The sequence below is a fragment of the Martelella alba genome (assembly GCF_006516955.1).
Taxonomy (GTDB): Bacteria; Pseudomonadota; Alphaproteobacteria; order Rhizobiales; family Rhizobiaceae; genus Martelella; species Martelella alba.
In genome coordinates, this window is sequence record NZ_VHLG01000004.1 from 293678 (window position 1) to 316184 (window position 22507).

General features: G+C 59.1%; 22 protein-coding genes and 1 tRNA gene. 7 read left to right on the forward strand and 16 right to left on the reverse strand.

What is annotated here, in order from left to right; genetic code table 11:
- A complete protein-coding gene (locus FJU08_RS10070; RefSeq protein ID WP_141148867.1) occupies window positions 1–3501 on the reverse strand; it encodes a PAS domain-containing hybrid sensor histidine kinase/response regulator in 3501 nt (1166 codons plus the stop codon).
- Between the two features lie 163 nt (window positions 3502–3664).
- On the opposite strand from FJU08_RS10070, the gene FJU08_RS10075 reads away from it, so the two are divergent.
- The gene (locus FJU08_RS10075; RefSeq protein WP_141148868.1) at window positions 3665–4831 is read left to right on the forward strand and encodes a pyridoxal phosphate-dependent aminotransferase; all 1167 of its coding nucleotides are present in this window, start codon (window positions 3665–3667) and stop codon (window positions 4829–4831) included.
- 9 nt (window positions 4832–4840) lie between these two features.
- On the opposite strand, the gene FJU08_RS10080 is transcribed toward FJU08_RS10075, so the two are convergent.
- Window positions 4841–5443, reverse strand: a complete 603-nt coding sequence (locus FJU08_RS10080; RefSeq protein ID WP_141148869.1) for a TetR/AcrR family transcriptional regulator — start codon at window positions 5441–5443, stop codon at window positions 4841–4843.
- A gap of 171 nt (window positions 5444–5614) precedes the next feature.
- On the opposite strand from FJU08_RS10080, the gene FJU08_RS10085 reads away from it, so the two are divergent.
- Window positions 5615–6781 carry an HlyD family secretion protein gene (locus FJU08_RS10085; RefSeq protein ID WP_141148870.1) on the forward strand — a complete coding sequence of 389 codons (1167 nt, stop codon included), beginning with the start codon at window positions 5615–5617 and terminating at the stop codon, window positions 6779–6781.
- Window positions 6781–8310: a DHA2 family efflux MFS transporter permease subunit gene (locus FJU08_RS10090; protein WP_141148871.1), complete on the forward strand. Its 1530-nt coding sequence runs from the start codon at window positions 6781–6783 to the stop codon at window positions 8308–8310. Before FJU08_RS10085 ends, FJU08_RS10090 begins: the two co-directional genes overlap by 1 nt.
- A gap of 295 nt (window positions 8311–8605) precedes the next feature.
- Here the strand turns inward: FJU08_RS10090 and FJU08_RS10095 are convergent, their stop codons facing one another.
- The 5 genes from FJU08_RS10095 to FJU08_RS10115 form a co-directional block, all read right to left on the reverse strand.
- Window positions 8606–9673 (reverse strand): TRAP transporter substrate-binding protein, encoded by a 1068-nt coding sequence (locus FJU08_RS10095; RefSeq protein WP_141148872.1) that lies wholly within the window; start codon window positions 9671–9673, stop codon window positions 8606–8608.
- 51 nt (window positions 9674–9724) lie between these two features.
- Window positions 9725–11014, reverse strand: coding sequence for a TRAP transporter large permease (locus FJU08_RS10100; RefSeq protein ID WP_141148873.1), 1290 nt, complete (start codon window positions 11012–11014; stop codon window positions 9725–9727).
- Entirely contained in the window at window positions 11014–11604 is a 591-nt protein-coding gene (locus FJU08_RS10105; RefSeq protein WP_141148874.1) for a TRAP transporter small permease, read from the reverse strand. The genes FJU08_RS10100 and FJU08_RS10105 overlap by 1 nt, the downstream gene beginning before the upstream one ends.
- A gap of 216 nt (window positions 11605–11820) precedes the next feature.
- A tRNA-Leu gene (locus FJU08_RS10110) sits at window positions 11821–11907 on the reverse strand.
- Window positions 11908–12021: 114 nt separating this feature from the next.
- On the reverse strand, window positions 12022–12312 hold the full coding sequence (locus FJU08_RS10115; protein WP_141148875.1) for an Rdx family protein: 291 nt from the start codon (window positions 12310–12312) through the stop codon (window positions 12022–12024).
- 131 nt (window positions 12313–12443) lie between these two features.
- Between FJU08_RS10115 and FJU08_RS10120 the strand changes: the two genes are divergently transcribed.
- The 3 genes from FJU08_RS10120 to omp10 all read left to right on the forward strand — a co-directional run bounded on the left by FJU08_RS10120 (window position 12444) and on the right by omp10 (window position 14010).
- Window positions 12444–13142, forward strand: a complete 699-nt coding sequence (locus FJU08_RS10120) for a type 1 glutamine amidotransferase (RefSeq protein ID WP_141148876.1) — start codon at window positions 12444–12446, stop codon at window positions 13140–13142.
- Window positions 13143–13221: 79 nt separating this feature from the next.
- Window positions 13222–13335, forward strand: coding sequence for a GFA family protein (locus tag FJU08_RS23360; RefSeq protein ID WP_456237959.1), 114 nt, complete (start codon window positions 13222–13224; stop codon window positions 13333–13335).
- A 174-nt stretch (window positions 13336–13509) separates the two neighbouring features.
- Complete coding sequence (gene omp10, locus FJU08_RS10130; RefSeq protein WP_141148878.1) at window positions 13510–14010, forward strand: outer membrane lipoprotein Omp10; 501 nt, start codon at window positions 13510–13512, stop codon at window positions 14008–14010.
- A gap of 272 nt (window positions 14011–14282) precedes the next feature.
- Here omp10 and FJU08_RS10135 read toward each other — a convergent pair whose 3' ends face one another.
- A complete protein-coding gene (locus FJU08_RS10135) occupies window positions 14283–15767 on the reverse strand; it encodes an NAD-dependent succinate-semialdehyde dehydrogenase (RefSeq protein ID WP_141148879.1) in 1485 nt (494 codons plus the stop codon).
- A 262-nt stretch (window positions 15768–16029) separates the two neighbouring features.
- Here FJU08_RS10135 and FJU08_RS10140 point away from each other — a divergent pair, with 262 nt between their 5' ends.
- On the forward strand, window positions 16030–16272 hold the full coding sequence (locus FJU08_RS10140; RefSeq protein WP_141148880.1) for an Lrp/AsnC family transcriptional regulator: 243 nt from the start codon (window positions 16030–16032) through the stop codon (window positions 16270–16272).
- An 11-nt stretch (window positions 16273–16283) separates the two neighbouring features.
- On the opposite strand, the gene FJU08_RS10145 is transcribed toward FJU08_RS10140, so the two are convergent.
- The 8 genes from FJU08_RS10145 to FJU08_RS10180 all read right to left on the reverse strand — a co-directional run bounded on the left by FJU08_RS10145 (window position 16284) and on the right by FJU08_RS10180 (window position 22411).
- Window positions 16284–17414 carry an MFS transporter gene (locus FJU08_RS10145; RefSeq protein ID WP_181409801.1) on the reverse strand — a complete coding sequence of 377 codons (1131 nt, stop codon included), beginning with the start codon at window positions 17412–17414 and terminating at the stop codon, window positions 16284–16286.
- A 162-nt stretch (window positions 17415–17576) separates the two neighbouring features.
- Window positions 17577–18476, reverse strand: coding sequence for a bifunctional methylenetetrahydrofolate dehydrogenase/methenyltetrahydrofolate cyclohydrolase FolD (gene folD / locus FJU08_RS10150; protein ID WP_141148882.1), 900 nt, complete (start codon window positions 18474–18476; stop codon window positions 17577–17579).
- A gap of 124 nt (window positions 18477–18600) precedes the next feature.
- A complete protein-coding gene (locus FJU08_RS10155; protein ID WP_141148883.1) occupies window positions 18601–19086 on the reverse strand; it encodes a F0F1 ATP synthase subunit B in 486 nt (161 codons plus the stop codon).
- 3 nt (window positions 19087–19089) lie between these two features.
- Entirely contained in the window at window positions 19090–19674 is a 585-nt protein-coding gene (locus FJU08_RS10160; RefSeq protein WP_141149033.1) for a F0F1 ATP synthase subunit B, read from the reverse strand.
- 91 nt (window positions 19675–19765) lie between these two features.
- Entirely contained in the window at window positions 19766–19993 is a 228-nt protein-coding gene (locus FJU08_RS10165; protein WP_141148884.1) for a F0F1 ATP synthase subunit C, read from the reverse strand.
- A gap of 84 nt (window positions 19994–20077) precedes the next feature.
- Window positions 20078–20830: a F0F1 ATP synthase subunit A gene (locus tag FJU08_RS10170; RefSeq protein ID WP_141148885.1), complete on the reverse strand. Its 753-nt coding sequence runs from the start codon at window positions 20828–20830 to the stop codon at window positions 20078–20080.
- A gap of 79 nt (window positions 20831–20909) precedes the next feature.
- Complete coding sequence (locus tag FJU08_RS10175; RefSeq protein WP_141148886.1) at window positions 20910–21257, reverse strand: AtpZ/AtpI family protein; 348 nt, start codon at window positions 21255–21257, stop codon at window positions 20910–20912.
- Window positions 21258–21433: 176 nt separating this feature from the next.
- Window positions 21434–22411: a magnesium transporter CorA family protein gene (locus tag FJU08_RS10180; RefSeq protein WP_141148887.1), complete on the reverse strand. Its 978-nt coding sequence runs from the start codon at window positions 22409–22411 to the stop codon at window positions 21434–21436.
- Between the last annotated feature and the right edge of the window lie 96 nt (window positions 22412–22507).

A 22507-nucleotide genomic window follows, 5' to 3' on the forward strand; every position in this document is an offset into this window, starting at 1 on the left:
TCAGCGCCCGGCGACCCGGTGGAACCTGGCGATCTGGCTTAGGAAAGCCTTCAGATTGACGGTTTTCACCGGCTTGTGCTGAAGCGCCATATCCTCTTCAAGCGCGGCATCGCGCACCTCGCGGGTGCGATCCGCCGTCAGCAGCATGGCCGGGATATGGCGGGAGAAGTGCTCGCGCACCGCCGTCACCGCGTCAATGCCATTTTCATGATCGAGATGATAATCGGCGATGATCACATCAGGAATAAAACCTGAACCGATCGCGTCCTCCCCCGTCGCTGCCGTTTCCACCACACCGCCCCAGCCTTCGACCAGAAGCCGCATGCCTTCAAGAATGGCCTCCTCATTATCGATGCACAGGACTTTCAGCCCGGAAATCGCCTCGACACCGGCAGCATCGATCGTGATCGGCTGATCATGCTCGCTCGCCTCCTCACCTTCGGAAAGCGGCAGGCTGACCCGGAAGACCGTGCCCTTGCCAACGCTGGAATCGATGCTGACGGGATGCGACAGCATACGCGCCAGCCGGTCGACGATGGACAGGCCCAGACCCAGGCCCTGCGCCGTTCGCGCGCCTTCTTCCAGTCGTGTGAATTCCTTGAAAATACTCTCGATCTTGGTCTCCGGTATACCGATCCCGGTGTCGATCACCATCACCGTGGCGCGGTCACGATTACGTCGGACGCCAACCAGAACCTCGCCCGAAAGCGTGTATTTGATCGCATTGGACACCAGATTCTGAATGAGCCGGCGCAACAGATGCACATCGGAGCGAACTTTCAGATGCGAGGGCACGACAATCAGCTTCAGCCCGCGTTCCTGTGCGAGCGGCTGGAAATCGGTCTCAACCCTTCTGAGCAATTCATCAAGCGCGACGGATGTGAAATGCGGCTTCATCGCCCCGGCATCAAGCCGCGAAATATCGAGCACGGCACCAAGAATATCCTCAACCGATTGCAGCGCCGAATCCACTTTTAGCGACAGCACACGGTTGTCGCTTTCGGCTGGCATGCGCTCGCCAAGGGCGGCTGCATAAAGACGCGCGGCATTGAGCGGCTGAAGGATATCGTGACCGGCAGCGGAAAAGAAGCGCGTCTTGCCGATATTCGCCTCATCAGCGGCCCGTCGCGCCTCACGCAGTGCCTCGTTCACCCGCGTCAGCTCGGCGGTGCGCTCATTCACCCGCAGTTCCAGCGTTTCATTGGCCTGTTTCAGCGCCAGATCGGCCGCCACGCGCCGGGTGATATCGGTAAAGGTAACGACCATGCCCTTGTCCGGCATCGGCCGCGACTGCACTTCGATGATGCGATGGCCGCTCTCCAGCACCATGGGGAAGGCCTTCTCATGCCCGCGCAGACGCTTGAGAATATCCTCAGCCTCCTGGCCCGTCAGATCACCGCGTGACGACAGCCGGCCGATGATATTGATCAGCGGATAGCCGACCTGTCCCGCCTCGTCCGGCAGGCTTAAAAGCTCGCGGAAACGTCTGTTCCACACGGTCAGCCGGTTGGTGGCGTCAAAAACGGCAATCCCCTGATCCATATGGGCCAGTGCCGTCTGCAGCATGCCCTGATTATATTGCAGCGCCTCGCTTGCCTGATCGAGCAGGAAGGCCGCATCGCCGGTTGCCGCCTCGGCGCGCTGCAGCACCAGCGACAGCACAAGACGTGCCGAAGACGAGCCGATGGCAGAGGCCAGCAATTGCTCGGAGAAATGGATAAGCGCCATGTCGGCCTGATCACCATCATCAAGCCTGCGCCCGGCACTGTTCTCAAAGGTGGCAAAGGAGCGCAGCGTGCGCTCATCCCCCAGATAGCCGGTGATCGCATCCTTGAGGGCGCCAACCGAAACACCGGTGCCAAGCCCACGGGCCGAGGACTGCCAGCGCGCCTGACGCTTGACGAAAATACCCGACTGGATCCGCTCCAGCGGGCTGGAGGGCCGTGACAGCGAGCCCAGCACCAGGCCGAGAATATTCAGCGACAGGGACAGGCAGGTAACATTCAGCAACGGATCAGCGGCAGGCCCGGTGAAAAGCCCCGTCCCCGGAATGAAGACATCGAGAATATCGCCGGCAAGAGCGGAATGGTCGGGGCCGCCAAGGCTTGGAATGAACAGCAGATAGGCCCAGACGAGGAAGCCGAGCGACAGGCCGATAATGGCGCCACGGGCATTGGCGCGCCGCCAGACCAGCCCGATAATCAACGCCGGGGCTACCTGCGCGATGGCGGCGAAGGCCAGAAGCCCGATCGAAAACAGCCCGCGATCACTGTCGATATGCCGGTAATAGACATAGCCCAGCAGCATGACCCCGAGAATTGAGGCCCGGCGGATATTGAGCAGGAGATTGGAGAAATCCTGCTTGCGCCCAGGGATCGCCGTCATGCGCCGTCTGAGGAAGATCGGATTGACGATATCGTTTGACAGCATGATCGCCAGTGCCACCGAGGAGACGATGACCATGGCTGTCGCCGCCGAAAATCCGCCGATAAAGGTAATCAGCGAAATGAACGGCATGCCCTCGGCGATCGGCAATTGCAGCACATAGAGATCGGCATCGACATGGGGCCCGAGGATCATCAGCCCGCCGAGTGCCACCGGCAGGACCAGAATATTGATCGCCACAAGGTAGAGCGGGAACAGAAAGCGCGCGAGGTTGAGCTCCCGCTCCGAGCGGTTTTCCACCACAGTGACATGAAACTGGCGCGGCAATAGCAGGATCGCGCAGGCCGACAGCAGGATCAGCAGGATCCAGCGGCTGATCGGCGTGTCATAGGACAGAGCGGTCATGGCGGCCGAATTCTCCGCAGCCTTGGCAAAAAGATCGACCGGCCCGTTGAACAGCACGAACAGCACGAAAAAACCAACAGAGCCGAAGGCAATCAACTTGACCACCGATTCCATCGCGATTGCAAGTATAAGCCCGTCCTGATGCTCGGTCGCGTCGGTGTGGCGGGTGCCGAAGATGATGGCGAAGGAGGCCAGCACCAGCGTCACCGCAAAGGGCAGACCGATCGGCAGGAAACCGGCACCGGTGAGCGTGCCATAGGGCGTGCCGACCATGGCCGCAACCGAATCGGAAACGGCCTTCAGCTGCAAGGCGATATAGGGAATGGCGGCCGCCAGCGAAATCACCGCGACGAGGCCCGCAACCGTGGAATTCTTGCCATAGCGGGCCGCGAGGAAATCAGCTGCCGAGGTCAGCTTCTCCGCCTTGGCAAGACCGACCATGCGGCGCAGCAGCGGCATGCCAAGCGTAAACGCAACAATGGGACCAAGATAGATACCGAGAAATTCCAGCCCACGATCCGCCGCAAGACCAACACCGCCGAAATAGGTCCATGAAGTGCAGTAGACAGCCAGCGACAGCGAATAGACGAAAGGCCGGCCGGATAAGGGCGCAAGCTGGCGTTTTGCCCGGCGGTCGCCAAAACTGGCGACCACGAAGAGCAGCAGAATATAAGAAAGCGCCACCAGCAGGATGAGCCAGCTCGGCAACATCGACAGTCCTCCCTGAAGGCCCCGACCTTAGGCGATTGTGGCAGATTTGGGAATGCCTGCCTTTCGACCGGTTTCCGATCACAAAAATCAATGATTCACCGGTGATTTTTCATGTCATCGCCGCGTTTCTGCGGCTAAAAGAATGCTGTCCAAGGAGTGCACCATGACATTGACCGAAAGCCTGAGCGAGCGCTCTCTCAACGCACCCGAGAGCGGTATTGTCGAGATCATCAATTACGCCTTCGGGCGTGACGGGCTGCTGCCGCTCTGGGCCGGCGAAGGTGATCTGCCGACCCCCGCCTTCATCCGCGAGGCCGCGGCCAAGGCACTGGCCGATGGTGAGACCTTCTACACGCTGCAACGCGGCATTCCCGAACTGCGCCAGGCGATCGCCGATTATTACGGCCGGCATTTTGCCAAGACGCTGGCCATGGACAATATCTTCGTAACGACATCCGGCATGCATGCGATCAAGCTGATGGTCGAAGCGCTGACGGAAGTGGGCGATGAGGCAATCTACTTCACCCCCGCCTGGCCGAATATCTCTGCCTCGCTTGGTGTCTGCGGGGCAAAACAGATCGGCGTGCCGCTGGATTTCAGGGATGGCCGCTGGCAGCTCGACCCCGGCAAGGTCGAGGCGGCGATTACCGAGAAGACCAGCGTCATCTTCGTCAACTCGCCCTCCAACCCGACCGGCTGGACGGCGAGCGTCGAGGATCTTCGCGCGCTTCTCGATATCGCGCGCAAAAACGGCATCTGGATCATCGCCGACGAGATCTATGCGCTCTATCATTTTGGCGGCGGCCGCGCGCCCTCCTTCATGGATATCATGGAGGATGATGACCGCGTCGTCTTCGTCAATTCCTTTTCCAAGAACTGGTCGATGACGGGCTGGCGTATCGGCTGGATCGTCGCCCCCGCCGAAATGGGCGATGTCATTGAAAACCTGGTGCAATATACCGTTTCAGGGGTGCCGCAATTTCTGCAGAAGGGGGCTCTGGCAGCCGTGCGCGACGGCGACGGTGTGATTGCTGAAAACTTCCGTCGCGCCAGCCTCTCGCGCGATATTCTCTGCGACCGCCTGCTGGCCACGAACCGGGTTCAGACGCTGAAGCCTCAAGGCGCACTCTACGCCTTCCTCAAGGTCGACGGCATTACCGACAGTCGCCGCGCCGCACTTGATATCGTCGACAAGACAGGCGTCGGGCTGGCACCGGGATCGGCGTTCGGGCCGGGCGGCGAAGCCTTCCTGCGCGCCTGCTTCCTGCGCGATCCGAAGCAGATTGAAGATGCGGCTGACCGGCTCTGCGAATATATCGCCAAGCTTTGAGGCACCGCCTCAACCGGCCTTGACGGCGTGATAGCCGACCAGCGGCAGGAAAACCGTGTCGACAATATCGATGATCACGGCATCCGAGGTCGGTTTCATCGTCATCATCATATCCTGACGCAGGAGATCGACCGGCAGGGAAACGATGCGCGGCGCGATCGCCTGGTCTTCAATCTCGCCACGGGCCGTCGCCCGCGTCAAAAGGATCTCCATCGTATGCTGATCGCGCGAAACGATCTGGCGCTTCAATTCCGCCGGACTTGAATTGGTTTCACGAAAATAATCCGTGAGTTCCACCGAAATCAGCGATCCCATGCGCGACCGCCGGTCGACGATATGCTGCAGCAATGCGATCACATCGTCTCGCAGATCCCCCAGATCAGGAACGATGATCGGGTTCGCCTCGACGTGATAGCGCATGGCGGCCACGGCCAGGTCGGGCCGCGACGCCCAGCGGCGATAAAGCACCGGACGGCTGGTGCCTGCACGTTTGGCCACCGCCTCCATGGTCAGTCCGCCATAGCCCTTCTCCAGCAACTCGTCCCAGGCCGCCTTCAGCAATGCGCTTTCAAGCTCTTCGCCACGCCTTCGTTCCGTCGTCTTCTTCGTCATTCCACAGTCCATAAGAAACACTGACGAATCCTATTGACAGAATTCGACACGAATATTAGATACATCAATGTATCCTAATTGCCAAGGATCGATTACCGGTCCCGATTGGCACAAGCGGATGACCCCATTTTACGTCCGCCATGGCGGTTTGTCTTATCAGGAAAACACATTATGAACGCTTCTTCCGAGCAGAAGCCCGCAGAGGAACTGTCACCTTCCGACAGCGACGTCACCATCGTCAAGCCGAAGCCGCGCCGCGCCGGCCGTTTCATCCTCATGGCCTCAGTGCCCGTCATCCTCGCCGTTGCCGGCTCCTATTTCTATGTCACCGGCGGCCGTGTTGTTTCCACCGAAGATTCCTACGTCGATCAGGATGTGGTGAAGATCGTGCCGGAAGTCTCCGGCAAGATCGTCTCCGTCGGCCCCGGCGAAAACGACGCCGTCACCAAGGGCAGCCTGCTCTTCGCCATTGATGATTCGGTCTATGTGAATGCCGTCGACCAGGCGAATGCTGCCGTGGCTTCGGCACGCCTCGATGTGGAAAAGCTGAAATCGGCCTATCTGAAAACCGAGGCAGAACTTGAAACGGCCGGCGAGGCACTGACCATCGCCCGGGTGCGCCAGCAGCGCCAGCAGAACCTTCTGAAACAGGGCGCCGTCAGCCAGACCGCGCTGGATGAGGCAGACCTGACGCTGAAGAACGCCGAAGGTGCCGTTGTCAGCGCCAGGCAGGATGTCGCCAGTGCCAAGGCCGCTCTTGGCGGCAATCCCGATATTGCCACCGACAGCCATCCCGAAGTGATGGCCGCTCTTGCCAAACTGGATGCCGCCAAGCTGGATCTGGCGCGCACCAAGGTCGTCGCACCGAGCAATGGCATCGTCACCCAGACCACATCGTTGCAGGACGGGCAATATGTCTCGACCTCATCTTCGGTGCTGACGATCGTCGACACCGGATCGACAGTGATCGAGGCCAACTTCAAGGAAACCGAACTCACGCATATGAAGGCCGGCCAGCCGGTCGAAGTGCGTGTTGATGCCTATCCTGATGTGACGATCAAGGGCACAGTCGAAAGCATCGGCGCCGGCACCGGCTCGGCCTTTTCGCTTATCCCGGCCCAGAACGCATCCGGCAACTGGGTCAAGGTGGTGCAGCGCGTTCCCGTGCGCATTGCCCTGGAGCTGACGCCGAAAAGCCCGGATCTTCGCGTCGGCATGAGCGCTCTTGTCGAGGTTGATACCGGACATGCCCGCGGCATGCCTGACTTCGTGAAGAACAGCCTTGCCGCCATCGGCTTCGGCGAACCGGCCCTTGCTGCCGACGGGGATGCTGACTGATGAGCGCCGCCGTAACGGCAGAGCCGGATATGACGAAGGTTCCGTTCAAGGGGCTTTTGACCATATCGATCATGCTCGCCACCATCATGCAGGTGCTCGACACGACGATTGCCAACGTTGCTCTGCCCTCCATGCGTGGTTCGCTCGGCGCCAGCCAAGACCAGGTCACCTGGGTGCTGACATCCTATATCGTCGCTTCCGCCATCATCACCCCGGTCACCGGCTGGCTGTCGGAACGCTACGGGCTCAGGCAGATATTCATCGTCTCCGCCGCCGGCTTCATTGTCACCTCCATGGCCTGCGGCATGGCCTCCAGCCTCAACGAGATGGTGGCCTTCCGCGTGCTGCAGGGCCTGTTCGGCGCCTCGCTGGTGCCGCTGTCCCAGACTGTCCTGCTCGATATCAATCCGCGCGAAAAGCACGGCCAGGCCATGGCGGTCTGGGGCATGGGCGTGATGCTGGGCCCGATCATCGGCCCGACGCTGGGCGGCTGGCTGACGGATAACTGGGGCTGGCGCTATGTCTTCTATGTCAACCTGCCCATCGGACTGCTCGCCCTTGCCGGCATGGTGCTGTTCCTGCCCAAGGCGCCGACCCGCATTCGCCGTTTCGACTTTTTCGGCTTTGCCATGCTATCGATCGCCATCGGCGCGCTGCAAATGATCCTCGACCGCGGCCAGGCGCAGAACTGGTTCCAGTCAACCGAGATCTGGATCGAGACGGGGCTTTTCGTCTCGGGCCTGTGGGTCTTCACCATTCATATCCTGCGCGCCAAGGATCCGTTCATTTCGCTGGCCGTGTTCAAGGACAAGAACCTGCTGATGGCCCTGATCCTCGCCGCACTCGTCGGCGCTATGGTGCTCGGCGGTTCGGCACTGCTGCCATCGCTGCTGCAGGACGTGCTCGGCTATCCGGTGGCCCTGTCAGGCCTTGTCATGGCCCCGCGCGGTTTCGGCACCATGGCCTCGATGATGCTGTATGGCCGGCTTGCCAACCGGATAGACACACGCGTCGCCATTGTCACCGGCCTGTTGCTGACGGCATGGTCGATGCAGATGATGACCGGTTTTTCCACGACGATGGGCAAGGAACCGGTGATTGTCAGCGGCATATTGCAGGGTTTCGGTCTCGGTCTCGTTTTCGTACCACTTTCGGCGCTTGCCTATGCAACGCTCGAAGCCCGATACCGCGCCGAAGCCGCAGGCCTGTTCAACCTGGTGCGCAATATCGGTTCCAGCGTCGGCATTTCACTGCTCTCGACGGTGCTCGCCTGGAACGTCGCCACCAACCGCACCGAGATGACCGCCAAGATCACCGAGGCGGGGCCGCGTCTGGCCGATATTGCCGAGAAAACCGGATTTTCCCATGATATTCTGATCTATCTGGTCAATTCCGAAATCAATGTTCAGGCGGCCCTGATCGCCTATGTCGACGATTTCAAGCTGATGATGCTCGTCACCTTCGCGCTGATGCCGCTGGTGCTGTTCATGCAGAAGCCGAAACCGCGGCCGGTGAAGGTTTCCGAATAGGCCTCACCGAAAAAGGGCCCGCCGATCTGGCGGGTCTCCGACTGCTGACAAACCGCGCCCCTTTCGCTGACGTCGTGCCTGTGCTTGGTCAACAGGCATCCAGCCGACGCGCGTCCGCGCCGCGAAAGACTCTGCTTATTCAAAATCTTAGGAATATGGATCCCCGTGGACCAAGCACGGGGATGACGCCGGAGAGGGCAGCTATTCCACCCCAAACAGGCATTCTGAACGACTTTGTCAACAAGCTGAAGGCCCGCCTATCTGGCGGGCCGTTCCGATCGATCAGGCCTGCAGATTACTGGGCCATTTCCACCGCGCGTTCGGCATCCACCTTGGCCTGCGCCGCATCAACAGCGGCGGTAAAGCTGGCGTAGATATCGGCGCCGCCAGGGACATTGGCGGTAAACCAGTCAAACACCGGAGCCGCCGCATTGCGGAATTCAGACTTTTCATCATCCGTCGGCACGTAAATCTCGCCGCCATCCTTGATAAATTCCTGATAGGCGGCGATTTCCTTGCGCTTGGGGCTGGCAAAGGTTGCCTGCTGCAACGCCTTGAAACCATCGACAACGACCTTCTGCTCTTCAGGCGTGAGGCTGGCGAAGCGGGCGCTGCCCATCCACCAGAAGGCGGCCATGTAGGAATGCCGGTCGAGCGTGATATATTTTAGCCCGGCATCGGGAAACTTCATGTTCATGATGTCGGTGATGCCGTTGGCCGTGCCCTCGACAACGCCGGTCTGCAGCGAGGTAAACAGTTCCGACCACGGCATCGGCGTCGGCGCACCGCCCAGTGTCTTGACCAGTTCCTGCGGCAGTTCGGCGGGCACGGTGCGCATCTTCAGCCCCACCATATCGGCAGGCGTGTGAATGGTGTGCTGGGTATTGGCGAAATTGCGCCAGCCACCGGTATTACCGATGGTCATCAGCCGGATCGCGCCGCCGCTGTCTTCAAGCGCCAGATCGCGCAACTCGGTGGTGAAGGGACCGTTCAGCACGGTCTCGGCAATCCGGTCATCATCCATCAGATAGGGCAGATCCAGAACCTGCAGATAGGGAAACAGGCCCGCAGCACCTGCCGTGGTCGAGACATAGACGTCAATCGTGCCGTCGGCGATGCCCTGCAGGCATTCCTCGCCCGTACCGCAGATCTGCGTACCGAGGAAAATATCGACGGCGATCGCGCCATTGGAGGCGTTTTCGACATAATTCTTGAAGACGACGAGGCCATCATAATCCTCATCCGCTTCGTTGGAATTGGCCACCGCACGCAGCGTGATATCCGCAGCTGCGGCCATGCCGCCAAAGGCAACAAGCGAGACTGCTCCCGCCAGGAGCGAGGCCTTGAACATATGTTTGAACATCAATGTCCTCCCATTTTGCCGGGATCCGTGATCGGTTGATCCCGCTTTCAGTCAATCGAGAAAGCCGAACAGCCTTGGCAGGGTCAGGCTCAGAGCCGGAACATAAGTGATCAGGAAGATAACCGCCACCTCAACCGCAAGAAAAGGCAGAGCTGCACGTGCGACCGTTTCGACCCTGAGTTTCGAAACGGAAGATGTAACGAACAGAACCAGCCCCATGGGCGGCGTCAGCAGGCCGACCGTCAGATTCACCGCCATGATGATGGCGAAGTGCACCGGCTCCACGCCCATGCCGGTAAAGACCGGTCCCAGAATCGGTCCGAGCACGATGATGGCAGGCCCGGCATCGAGAAACATGCCGACAACGAACAGTAACAGGTTGATCAGAAACAGCAGGATCAGCGGATTATCGGACAGAGCGAGCACGAAAGAAGCCAGCATTTCCGGCGTATGAGCCAGCGAGGCCACCGTCTTGAAGGCCATGGCCGCGCCCACCAGCAGCAGCACCACGGAGGATGACAGCGCCGAACGGGTGAGAATGCCCGGCACATCGCCTATTTTCAGCGTGCGCATGACGAAAAAGCCGATGACAAAGGCATAGGCGACAGCGATGGCCGAGGCTTCGGTCGGTGTGAAAACGCCGCCAAGAATGCCCCCCAGAATGATGACCGGCGTCATCAGCGGGAAGAAGGCCTTGAGGCTTGCCCGGCCGCGCTCACGCAGGCTTGCCCGCGCTGTCGCTTCCGGCAGGCCGGCGCGGTCCGCCATCAGCCGGACCACCACCATCAGCGCCAGGCCGATCAGGACACCCGGCACGATCCCAGCCAGAAACAGCGCGGCAACGCTTTCCCCCATGACATAGGCGTAGATGATCATGATGCCCGATGGCGGGATGATCGGACCGATAATGGCGGAGGCTGCGGTCACGGCGGCAGCAAACTTGCGGTCATAACCCTGCTTTTCCATGGCTGGAATCAGCATCGAACCAAGTGCCGAGACATCGGCGACCGCAGACCCGGAAAGCCCGGCAAACAGCATTGATGACAGGATGTTGACATGGGCCAGACCGGCGCGGAAATGACCGATCATGGCCTGTGAGAATTCCACCAGGCGCTCGGTGATCCGCGCCCGGTTCATCAGTTCACCAGCCAGCATGAAAAAGGGCACAGCCATCAGCGGAAAGCTGTCCATGCCGTTATAGACATTGCGATAGAGCAGCACGATGTCGCGTTCCTGCCCGTTCAGCGCCAGCAGCACGGCCGGTGCTGCCACAAGGGCAATCACGATCGGCAGGCCGAGAAACATCAGCACCAGAAACAGCGGCAGAAACAGGCTCAGCATCACTCCGTCTCCAGCCCGATCACCGGCGCCAGCGGATCGAGCCGCTCTGCGCCACCGGCCAGCACCACCAGCTGGCGCAGCATCAGTTCCAGCGAAACAGAAAGCATGGCCGTTACGCCAACCGCAAGCGAGGCCATCATCGCCGCACGCGGCACGCGGATCCAGACGGAGAAATCGAACGCACCCGGTACTTTCAACGCCGGCATGGCAAAGCGGCCGCCAATGCCGCCCACCTCGGCCCAGCCAATCTTGGCGGCGAAGGCAAACAGAATGGCGGAAAATACGAGCAACAGCAAAGAGAGCAGGCTGGCGAGACGCTGAGGCAGAAAGCGGGTGAGCATATCGATGCTGACGAAACCGCCGTGGCGCCAGGCGATCGGCGCCATCAGCCCAACCATCCACAGCATCAAAAAGCGCGACAGTTCTTCCGTCCAGCTCAGTGCGTCATTCAGAAGATAGCGGAACACGACCTGGGTCAGGATCACGAAAACCATGACGCCAAGCGCAGAGGCAGCGATATGGCGAAAAACCTTAAGCACTATGGTGTTCAGCACGCCCCACAGATGAGAGAGCGCCACGAGGACATGCATCGCGTCTTTCCGTTTCGAGTTCCTTAAAAGCGCGGCGACTATGCCGCAATTGCCTCGCCAATACAAAGGAATAGCGACGATTTGCAGGGCTACAAACAGTTTTGACGGGTAAAATCAAAGCGCCGCAAACCGTGAGCCGAAACTCACCGACCGGTCTATCGCAAGGCTGATTTGTCAGGAAAAAGAAAGATTTGTGTGCTTTCACACAAATTGAACTGGTGCCCAGAAGAGGACTCGAACCTCCACACCCTTGCGAGTACCAGCACCTGAAGCTGGCGCGTCTACCAATTCCGCCATCTGGGCAACGAGGAGCGATTTAGAGGGCCAGCACGGGGAAGTCAACAGGCTATTTGACGTTTTCGTGTCAATTTTTTCTCTGACACGAAATTCTTGCATGAAAGCCGTTGAAAACCCCGGTCACGCCGGATCGGAACGATCGACATGTCCGAGATCGCGATCCGGGTCGACCACATCACGCACCAGCTGCTTCAGCTGCTTCGGGCTTGGAAAGCCGCCATCGCGCTTGCGTTCCCACACCAGCTTTTCATCGACATAGATCTCGAAAATGCCGCCCGATCGCGGCTCAAGCGTCACCGCATGCAATTCCTGCGAAAATGTCGAAAGCAGTTCCTGCGCCATCCAGGCCGAGCGCATCAGCCAGTTGCACATGCTGCAATAAACGAACCGCACTGAAGGCTTACCGGTCATGATCTTTCCTTAACTTGAGTTTTTTAATCCATATTATTCGGACACAATCATGGCAATGTGAAATTGACGAATCCGCTTGCCCGGTTAGGGGGGCCATGCTTTGTGTTTCAGCCAAAGACTGGAGTTTTGTCATGCGTGTCGCAATCGTTGAGAATATGGATGCCACCGGCCTTGGCACGGTTGGCGCGGCGTTGAGCGAGGCCAATGCCGAGATCGCCATTTTCCGACCGTGGCAGGATGATCCGCTGCCCGCGCCTGATTCCGATTTTGACGGCCTCGTCGTCTTTGGCGGTGAGCAAAATGCTGTTGACGACGCGGCGCATCCCTATCTGCCCGCCCTTGCCGGGCTGATGCGCGACTATGTCGAGAGCGGACGCGCCGTCATCGGCATCTGTCTTGGCGGCCAGATGCTGGCCCGCGCCTTTGGCGGGCGCAACATTATCGGCGGCGCCAGCGAATTCGGCTGGAAAGCGATTGCCCTGACGGAGGACGGCAAGGCCGATCCGGTGCTCTCCGCTGCAGGCAACAGCTTTGCAAGCTTTCAGTGGCATGACGATACCTTCACCCTGCCAGCAGGGGCGACACGGCTTGCCGGCAATTCCAGCGTCATGAACCAGGCCTTCCGCATCGGCCGGGCAGGCTATGCGACACAGTTTCACTTCGAGGCAGACCGCGCGCTGGTGAAGGAATGGAGCGCCCATTTCGCCAAAGCCGTTGCCAGACATGATCCCGACTTCATGCAGCATTACGAGGCACTGTCCGATACGCTGGGGCGACAGGCCGACCAGGCGGGCCTGGCACTGGCACGCGCCTGGGTGAAAATCATCTGATCACCAAGCCCAGGGGGAGGAAAACGTGGAGGCTGCGATTTTCGAGGGCGGCGGCTTTTGCGGCGGCATTCGTTTTCGCATGCATGGACGGCCGGTGTTCATTCACGCCTGCCATTGCAAAGACTGTCAGCGTCGGACCGGCGACGCTTTTGCCATGAACGGCCTGCCCGAGAATGCGTGCAACTTTGCCTAATGTGACGACATGAAGCAGGACTGGTTGCCGGAAAGCCTCGCCCGGCGCGAAGCCGCGCGCCACAAAGCGAACGCAAAGCGCTGAAATCTTTTGATCGCGACAGGATGCTGTTGCAATTTGAAGCCAGATGATAACAATCATCTACAAACGAAACACGCTCGAATGAGACTGCCCGTGAAAACGAAAACCGCTGTGCTCGTGGCCGGATTTGCAAGCCTTCTTGCTGGCTGCTCGACCTATCAGACGCCATCGCCAAGCCAGGGCATGCCGACCTATTCGCCGGCCAGTGCGGTGGACGGACAGTGGCTGGACCAGAATGGCATTGTTTCGATCTTCACCAACGGACAGTTCCAGACCCGCACCGCCGACACCAATCAGATGCTGGCATCCGGCACCTATACCGATCTCGGCAACAATGTCATCGAGATCGACCTGACTTCTGTCATCCGCCAGACGAAAGCCCGGGTCAACTGCGCCGTGGTCAGCTCCTATCTGATGAACTGCACCCCCAACCAGGGCGCCCAGTTCCAGCTCTACAAGCCCGCTGCCGCACCGCCCGGCTATGTTCTGCCTTCCGCAGCCGCTGCTGCAGGAACAGGCGGCGACACGGCAACCGGTGCGTCTGACTTGCCGCAGCCCTATACGCCGCCGACCTATAATTCGACATCCATGTGATGGCGATAGAAGGCCGCCCGCAGGCGGTCTCCAACTGCTGAAAAGTCGTTCAGATTGCCTGTTCGGGGTGGAATGCCTGCCCCCTCCGTCGTCATCCCCGTGCTTGTCACGGGGATCCAGAATCATAAGATACTGAATAGACGGGTTCTTTCGCCGCGCGGACGCGCGTCGGCTGGATGCCTGTGACAAGCACAGGCATGACGCCAGAAGACGGGGGCCAGGTTTGTCAGCAGCCTGAAGGCCGCCCACGGGCGGCCTTTTTTCATTCGGCCTCAGGCAATACCGCCAAGGCAGATATATTTCAGCTCCGTATAGTCATCGAGACCATATTTGGAGCCTTCGCGACCGGTACCGGACTGCTTGATCCCGCCAAAGGGTGCAACCTCGGTTGAGATGAGGCCGGTATTGACGCCGACAATGCCATATTCCAGCGCCTCGGCCACGCGGAAGATCTTGGCCATGTCTTTCGAATAGAAATACGAGGCCAGGCCAAACTCGGTATCATTGGCCATCGCCACGACATCTTCTTCCGTCTCGAACCGGAACAGCGGCGCGACCGGTCCGAAGGTCTCTTCCCGCGCACAGGCCATATCACCGGTAACCCCGGTCAGGATCGTCGGTTCGAAGAACAGGCCGCCGAGATCATGCGGCTTGCCGCCAAGCTTGACGGACGCGCCTTTCGACACCGCATCCTCGATATGCTCCTTGACCTTTTTCACCGCATTTTCGTCCACCATCGGGCCAATCTCGACATTTTCGGCCAGACCATTACCGACCTTCAACCCGGCAACCCGCGCAGCCAGCTTTTCGGCAAAGGCATCATAGACCGCAGACTGGACGTAAAGACGGTTGGCGCAGACGCAGGTCTGGCCGGCATTGCGATATTTCGAGGCAATGGCACCTTCGACCGCAGCATCGAGATCAGCGTCATCGAAAACGATGAATGGCGCATTACCACCAAGCTCCAGTCCCATCTTCTTGATCTGCTCGGCGCCCTGACGCATCAGGATCCGGCCGACATTGGTCGAGCCGGTGAAGGTAATCTTGCGAACACGCTCATCGTCGGAAAACACCTTGCCGACCATCGACGAATGCGTTGAGGTCAGCACGGAGAGCACACCGGCAGGAACACCGGCGCGTTCCGCCAGAACGGCCATCGCAAGGGCCGAAAGCGGCGTCTGCTGTGCCGGTTTGGCAACCATGGCGCAACCTGCCGCCAGCGCCGGTGCCATCTTGCGCGCCAGCATGGCATTGGGGAAATTCCACGGCGTGATCGCACCGACAACGCCCACCGGCTGGCGGATGACCAGCAGGCGCTTATCCGCTTGATGGCCGGGAATGATGTCGCCATAGGCGCGCTTGGCTTCTTCGCCAAACCATTCGACATAGGCGCCGCCATAAAGGATCTCGCCACGTGCCTCGGCAAAGGGCTTGCCCATCTCCATCGTCAGGATCGTAGCCAGATCATCGGCATTCTCAACCATCAGGTCGTAGAGGCGGCGCAGGATCGCAGCCCGTTCCTTGCCGGTCTTCTTGGCCCAGGCCTTTTGCGCTTCATAGGCCGCCGTAATGGCCTGATCGAGCACGGTCTCGTCGATATCAGGCAGAACCGCCAGTTCTGCGCCATCGGCCGGATTGGTGACAGTAAAGGTCTGATGCACCTCATCAGCGCTGAGCCACCGTCCGGCGACAAATGCCGCGTCAGCCGCCAGTGAAGGATCTTTCAGCCTGTTTTTCAGTTCGCCAGCAATCGTCATGTCTTCTCCCTTCGCCAAATGCCCTGAAGCGAAATCGCACACCGCAGAATTCTTTGTTCAACACCGATGAATTCAGCTATTTCGCGCGTGCGCACATTAATATTTCGAAGCTTCGTCGACAAATGGCGCATTCTTGTCAACCATCAATCCGCTGCACAAGGCAATCCTATCGCATAAACTTCATGCGGCAAGACTGAAAACCCTGAAAAAGCCTGCTATAGCTTCTGCAACGAAACGAAGCGCAACAGCCGAGAGTTCCACCATGCAAACCATTTTCGTCCAGTTCAAATGCCTCTCCGGCACGGCCTATGATGTCGCCGATCTCATCGTGCGTACGCTGGAGGAAACATCGGAGATCTACTCCACCTCTGGCCATTACGATCTTCTGGCCAAATTCTATCTGCCCAAGGACGCCGATATCGGCCATTTCGTCACCAGCAAGCTGCAGACGATTGAGGGCGTGAAGGATACATTCACACTCGTCACCTTCAAGGCCTTTGCCTGACTGAAACCGGGTCAGAACCCGCGATAGGCCCGCGGTGCCAACAGAAAGCTGACCACCAGCATCGGCAGCAGCAGCAGGAAGGTCACAGTCAGCCCGAAAGCTTCGGCAACCGTTCCCATCAATGGCGGAATGCCGATGGTGGAGATGAGCAGCGCCAGCGACATGGCGGCCAGATTATCGGCCGCCGAGCGCCCCGGAAGCTGGGCGACGGCGGCAACGGCGAGCGGCATGTTGAGCGCGATCCCCGCGCCGATGACCGTCAGGGCAACCGCACCGGTGAAGACCCCCGGCACGGCGACAAGAAAAATGATGCCGCAAAAGACGGATACGACCGAGGCCTGCAACAGGCGCACCGACGAGAAACGGCCGCGCAGCTGATCACCGAGCATCCGCATCAGCCCCATGGAGGCCGTGAAACAGGCAAACAATAATCCTGCCGTTGCCGGGTCGGCACCAATCACCGAGCGGATGTAGAAGATCCCCCAGTCATAGATCGTGCCCTCCGCAATCGCCAGGCCAAAGACAATGGCGCAGACCAGAAGCACCGCCTTGCCGGGCAGGACGAAGATCCGTCGCTTGCCACCTTCATCGGCTGGCTGCGGCGCCAGGGACGGCAAAAGCTTCAGCTCCACGGCGGCCAGAACAACGATCAGAGCGGAAATGATGGACAGATGAATAAAAGGCGCCACGCCGCGACCGGCCATAAAGCCGCCAAAGAGCGATCCCAGAAGCAGGCCGATTGACCAGAAACCATGACTGCGCGACAGAACCTTCACACCGGCAAGCCGCTCCGCCTCCATGGCGACCATATTCGCCGCAACATCAAGCAGCGTCCGCACGAAACCAAAAATCACGAAACAGATGAAGAACCACTGATAGCTGACCACACTCATGATCGGCATCAGCGGGCACATGGCGGCCAGCGAAATCGCCGCCGTCACGCGCGGGCTCAGGCGGTTTGTCACCCGGCCGGCAATCGGCAGCGCCGCCAGCGTGCCGATGGACGCACCGAAAATCGCCACGCCGAGCGCAGCTTTGCCAATCCCCATCGCGCCGGCGATTTCCGGCATCCGGATGAAGAGCGAGATGTACAGAAGGGCGTTGCCCAGGAACAGAAGTGCCGGCGGCAGAAAATGGGGCATGGCAAAATGCTTCATCGGGCCGGAGCGGCCGGGCGCGTTTTAAGGAATTGGGGAGCAGATCGGCAATCAATGAATGACCCGCTACCCTAGCCTGTTACACTGCGTTTCCCCGCCTTGCAAGACGGCACGATGCTAAAGATTTTGCCTGCCTCTCACGCATTTTTAAAACTGCGGCGCCTCGACACCTGCTGCACGATGGGCAGCGATCACCGTATTGGCCATCAGCATGGTGATCGTCATCGGACCAACGCCGCCCGGCACCGGCGTGATCGCGCCGGCGATCTTTTCGACGGCGGAAAAATCAACATCACCGATCAGCCGCGTCTTGCCCTCACCCTTTTCCGGCGCCGGAACACGGGTGATGCCGACATCAATCACTGTGGCACCCGGCTTGACCCAATCTGCCTTGACCATTTCTGCCCGCCCCGTGGCCGCGACCAGAATATCGGCCTGACGGCAAACAGCGGCCAGATCAGCGGTACGTGAATGCGCCATGGTGACTGTCGCATTGGCAGCCAGCAAAAGTCGCCCCATAGGCCGCCCAAACAGGTTGGAACGGCCGATCACGACGGCCGACAGGCCCGAGAGATCATCGCCCCGTTCACGGCGCACAAGCACCATGGCACCGGCAGGTGTGCAGGAAATCAGGCCCGTCTTGAAATCGCCCGTCGCAAGCTTGCCGGCATTGACGACATTGAGGCCATCGACGTCCTTTTCCGGCAGGATCATCTGCACCACCCGGTCCTCGTCCAGATGACGCGGCAACGGCAGCTGCACGAGGACACCATGGACCGAAGGATCGGCATTCAGCGCCGCGACGTGGGCTTCAAGATCCGCCTGACTTGTATCGGCATCAAGTGTGATCTGTATTGAATGAAACCCGCATTCCTTGGCGCGACGCCCCTTGGCGGCAACATAGGTATGGCTTGCCGGATCATCGCCGACAATCACCACGGCCAGGCCCGGCACGACGCCTGTTCGCTCCGTCAGAGCCTGCGCGGAAGCCTTGATATCTTCGATGATTTCGGCGGCAACCGCCTTCCCGTCTATCAACTTCGCCATAGCTGCCACCTTTCAATTCTCTCGTTCACGCATCGCCGCATTCGCGGCTTGCGGAATTTATGGACGAAAAACAAAAAAGCAAGCGCGTGAGCGCTTGCTTCGAAATCTTCAAACCGTGTCCGGTTCAGTTCAGCCTCGCCTTGACCTCTTCAACAGACTTGGCAAAAAGCTTGGCCTGAACGGCATCGGTGGACTTCTTTTCCAGAACGCTTCGCGCTGCCTCGACCGCAAGATCAACAGCCGCACCGCGCACAGCCTCCAGCGCTTCGCTTTCGGCCTGACGGATCTTCTGTTCCGACAGAACCGTACGACGGGCAATGTAATCTTCTGTCTTCTGCCGGGCTTCTTCCTTGATCGAAGCGGCCTCACGTTCGGCAGCAGAGATGATGCCCTTCGCCTCCTGCTCGGCTTCGCGGCGCTTGCGCTGATAGTCGGCCAGCAGATGCTGTGCCTCTTCACGCAGACGCTTGGCCTCGGCAAGCTCGGTACGGATGCTTTCCGCCCGCCCGTCCAGCGACTTGGTCATCATCGCCGGAACTTTCAGATAAACGATAGCGACGACAAAAATCGCCAGGCCGACGAAGGCGAAAAATGTTGCATCAAATTCCATGGATCAGCCCTCCTTGGCCGCGGTAACGGCGCTGGCGACATCCGCCTTGGCAACGCGACCGCCAATCAGGTGGGTAACGATCAGAGCCGTCGTTTCCTCGGCAATGGCACCGACTTCGGCCAGCGCTTCGGCGCGGACGGCATCGATATGTGCACTTGCTCCGGCAATCTTCTCAGCCAGCTCACTTTCAAGCTTCTGCCGCTCGGCATCCGCTTCAGCGCGCGCTTTTTCAGCTGCCGCAGCAGCGATATCCCGGGCTTTGGAACGTGCCGCTGCCAGCTCGCGCTCATAGGCCGCCATGGCCGCGCTCGCTTCGGAATTCAGGCGGCTCGCCTCGTCCAGATCCTGGGCGATCCGGTCGTGCCGGTCTTCCAGAATTGCGCCAACGCGCGGAACGATAACCCTCTTCATCAGGAAGTAGAGAACGCCGAACGTGATGACCAGCCACAGGAACTGCGACGGAAAGGTCGACACGTCAAAAGGCGGGAAGACGATCTTATCCGCATGGGTGGTCGCTTGTTCCAGCGCCGTTTCCGTTCCGGCGGCTGCACCATGAGCCGTTTCGGCAAATGCCGGTGTCACGAACATACTCATCTCCAAAAGTCTTTGCCGAGACCGGCCACGACACTTTAGCGCACCGTGGCCGTCAATGGCCCTGTCTTAATTTCCGGTTTGGAAATCAGACGGCAAAGAGCAGGATCAGGGCAACCAGCAGCGAGAAGATGCCCAGAGCTTCGGTAACGGCGAAGCCGAAGATCAGGCGGCCGAACTGGCCGTCAGCTGCAGAGGGGTTGCGCAGAGCGCCGGCGAGGTAGTCACCGAAGATACGGCCAAGACCCATGGCTGCACCGCCCATGCCAACGCATGCGATACCGGCACCGATGTATTTTGCTGCTTCCGCGTCCATAAGTTAACTCCTTAAGATGGGTTGTTGCGGCTTGTTGAGCGACAGGCGAACCGACAGAAGAGCCGAAACGCCGTCATTCCCGGATCAATGGCTACCGCCATTGACCGCGTCATTGAGATACATGCATGTCAGCACTGCGAAGACATAGGCCTGCAGGAAAGCGACAAGCAGTTCCAGGGCCGTCAGCGCCACGGTCATGGCGAGCGGCAGGATCGAAACACCGACTCCGACGGCACCGAGTGAACTCAGCGCGACGATAAAGCCGGCAAAAACCTTGAGTGTGATGTGACCGCCAAGCATGTTTGCAAAAAGACGGACGGAGAGGCTGACGGGCCGGGTCAGGAACGAGATCAGCTCGATCAGGAAGACCAGCGGCAAAAGCAGCATCGGCACATCCGGCGGTACGAAGATCTTCATGAACGCAATGCCATGCTTCTTGAAGCCATAGGCCGTGACAATGACCATCACCAGCAGCGCCAGCGAGAAAGTCACCAATATCTGACTGGTCACCGAATAGAAATACGGGAACATGCCAATCAGATTGGCAACCAGAATGAACATGAACAGCGTCAGCACGAATGGGAAGAAGACCATCCCCTTCGCGCCCGCGCCCTCCCGCAGCATCGATGCTATGAATTCATAGACCAGTTCGGCAACCGACTGCGAACGCGACGGGATCAGCCCGCGCTTGGCGGTTGCAAAATACATGAAGCCGGCCGTGACGGCCACGGTAGCGACCATGTAGAGCGACGCATTTGTAAAGGAGAGGTCCACCCCGCCGACATTGATCGGCACAATATTATGAATCAGAAACTGATGGGTCGGATCGTTTGACACCTTGAGCTCTCTCTTTCATCACACCCACCCGGAAAGGGCAGGCAAATCCATCCGTAACGGCGCCCTTTGGCGAAACCGGCTATTTATCGTCCCCATCTAGCCGATCCTCGGGCTGCCTGACAACGCCAATGGCGCGTAAAACATTCAAAACGCCGGCAACAAATCCGAGAAGAATGAAAATCACCATCCCCCATGGACCTGTACCGGCAAAGCGATCGAGAAGATAGCCTATCATGAAGCCAACGAAAACCGCCGAAATGAACTCACTCGACAGTTTCAGTCCCTGCGACATCTGCTTTCTGTCGCTGACCTTTGCAGGCGCCTCCGGCTCGTCCCCGTTCCCTCTTTGCTTGCGAAGCGCCTCGACCTGCTTTTCAAGCTGGAAACGACGCTTCTCAAGACTTTCTTCGTCCTCATTGCGCGGCATGGCCACCTCGTCCCTATCTGCCGCAGAGATCATAAACCGGAAAATGCAGCATAAAGCGCATAATCACCCTTATGAAAGTCGGCCGCACCATAGTTTTAGGTTACCCCCTAGTCAAGGCGTTGACGACCTGCCATCGCGCCTTACCTGTACGACGAAAGTCGTGTCTTAACAGATGTCTAGAACCAGCCGCGCGAGCGAAGCCAGTAGATTGCGAAAAATCCTGTGAGAAACATCAGCGCCAGCGCCGCTGGATAGCCGAAACTCCAGTGCAATTCGGGCATGATATCGAAATTCATCCCGTAGATTCCGGCGATCAGCATCGGCGGCGCGAAAATGACGGAAACCACGGAAAATAATTTCATAATATTGTTCTGTTCCAGGTTGATCAGGCCCAGCGCCGAATCAAGCAGGAATGAGATATTGGATGAAACAAAGCCCGTATGCTCGCTCAGCGACTGGATATCGCGCGCGACGATGCGGCAGAGATCCTTGGTATCCTTGTCATCCTTCACCCGCCTCAGCGACTGGAGATAGGTCGACAGCCGCGACAGTGTCGTCAGGCTGTCGCGGGTCTTGCTGACAAGGCGATGATAGGAGGAGATCTCGATCAGCCTTTCCTCAAGCTCTGCCGGCGGCCGCCGCCGCCCCCTGGCGCCCTCGCCGAAGACGGCAATCGAGATATTGTCGATCTTGGCCACCGCCAGTTCAAGGATTTCGGCCGTCCGGTCGACAATCGTCTCCAGAAGGCAGGCCATCACCTTGACACCCTGCCCGGGCGCAATATCGAGCCGGCGCATATCGGCAGCGAACAGGAAGAAGGGTTTGGGTTCGGCATGGCGGATCGTGATCAGCCGCCCGCCAGTCAGGATGAAACCGACATCGGTCAGATGGGCCAGCCCGAAATCCACATTCATCACTAATGATGCGGTCATATAGACGGTGGAGCCTTCGGTATAGAAGCGGCTCGACGGCTCGATATCCTTCAGTGATTCGCGTGTCGGCATCAAAATGCCAAGCAGGCTTTCAACATGATGAATATCCGCCTCGGACGGATCAAGCATATCGATCCAGACGACATCGTCGTCCAGCGGCAGGGCGGGACCGGAGCTGGCCAGAACACTGCGCTCGCCACCGGCTTTATAAAGATGGATCATGGGCCTCCAGCAGCCTTTCAAAAGGTCGCGTCTTTTAAAGCTATCCAAGCAGCCCCGCCCGCGCAAGCTGCCTTTTTTGAAGTTTCCGCGACAGCT

Excerpts from the sequence above, each read along its gene's own strand:
- FJU08_RS10165 (WP_141148884.1), bottom strand. The coding sequence starts at position 19,993 with ATGGACGCGGAAGCAGCAAAATACATCGGTGCCGGTATCGCATGCGTT.
- FJU08_RS10095 (WP_141148872.1), bottom strand. The coding sequence starts at position 9,673 with ATGTTCAAACATATGTTCAAGGCCTCGCTCCTGGCGGGAGCAGTCTCG.
- FJU08_RS10140 (WP_141148880.1), top strand. The coding sequence starts at position 16,030 with ATGCAAACCATTTTCGTCCAGTTCAAATGCCTCTCCGGCACGGCCTAT.
- FJU08_RS10115 (WP_141148875.1), bottom strand. The coding sequence starts at position 12,312 with ATGACCGGTAAGCCTTCAGTGCGGTTCGTTTATTGCAGCATGTGCAAC.
- FJU08_RS10175 (WP_141148886.1), bottom strand. The coding sequence starts at position 21,257 with ATGCCGCGCAATGAGGACGAAGAAAGTCTTGAGAAGCGTCGTTTCCAG.
- FJU08_RS23360 (WP_456237959.1), top strand. The coding sequence starts at position 13,222 with ATGCATGGACGGCCGGTGTTCATTCACGCCTGCCATTGCAAAGACTGT.
- FJU08_RS10155 (WP_141148883.1), bottom strand. The coding sequence starts at position 19,086 with ATGGAATTTGATGCAACATTTTTCGCCTTCGTCGGCCTGGCGATTTTT.
- FJU08_RS10080 (WP_141148869.1), bottom strand. The coding sequence starts at position 5,443 with ATGACGAAGAAGACGACGGAACGAAGGCGTGGCGAAGAGCTTGAAAGC.
- FJU08_RS10090 (WP_141148871.1), top strand. The coding sequence starts at position 6,781 with ATGAGCGCCGCCGTAACGGCAGAGCCGGATATGACGAAGGTTCCGTTC.
- FJU08_RS10135 (WP_141148879.1), bottom strand. The coding sequence starts at position 15,767 with ATGACGATTGCTGGCGAACTGAAAAACAGGCTGAAAGATCCTTCACTG.
- FJU08_RS10100 (WP_141148873.1), bottom strand. The coding sequence starts at position 11,014 with ATGCTGAGCCTGTTTCTGCCGCTGTTTCTGGTGCTGATGTTTCTCGGC.
- FJU08_RS10180 (WP_141148887.1), bottom strand. The coding sequence starts at position 22,411 with ATGATCCATCTTTATAAAGCCGGTGGCGAGCGCAGTGTTCTGGCCAGC.
- FJU08_RS10105 (WP_141148874.1), bottom strand. The coding sequence starts at position 11,604 with ATGCATGTCCTCGTGGCGCTCTCTCATCTGTGGGGCGTGCTGAACACC.
- FJU08_RS10160 (WP_141149033.1), bottom strand. The coding sequence starts at position 19,674 with ATGTTCGTGACACCGGCATTTGCCGAAACGGCTCATGGTGCAGCCGCC.
- FJU08_RS10085 (WP_141148870.1), top strand. The coding sequence starts at position 5,615 with ATGAACGCTTCTTCCGAGCAGAAGCCCGCAGAGGAACTGTCACCTTCC.
- FJU08_RS10075 (WP_141148868.1), top strand. The coding sequence starts at position 3,665 with ATGACATTGACCGAAAGCCTGAGCGAGCGCTCTCTCAACGCACCCGAG.
- FJU08_RS10070 (WP_141148867.1), bottom strand. The coding sequence starts at position 3,501 with ATGTTGCCGAGCTGGCTCATCCTGCTGGTGGCGCTTTCTTATATTCTG.
- FJU08_RS10145 (WP_181409801.1), bottom strand. The coding sequence starts at position 17,414 with ATGCCCCATTTTCTGCCGCCGGCACTTCTGTTCCTGGGCAACGCCCTT.
- folD (WP_141148882.1), bottom strand. The coding sequence starts at position 18,476 with ATGGCGAAGTTGATAGACGGGAAGGCGGTTGCCGCCGAAATCATCGAA.
- FJU08_RS10120 (WP_141148876.1), top strand. The coding sequence starts at position 12,444 with ATGCGTGTCGCAATCGTTGAGAATATGGATGCCACCGGCCTTGGCACG.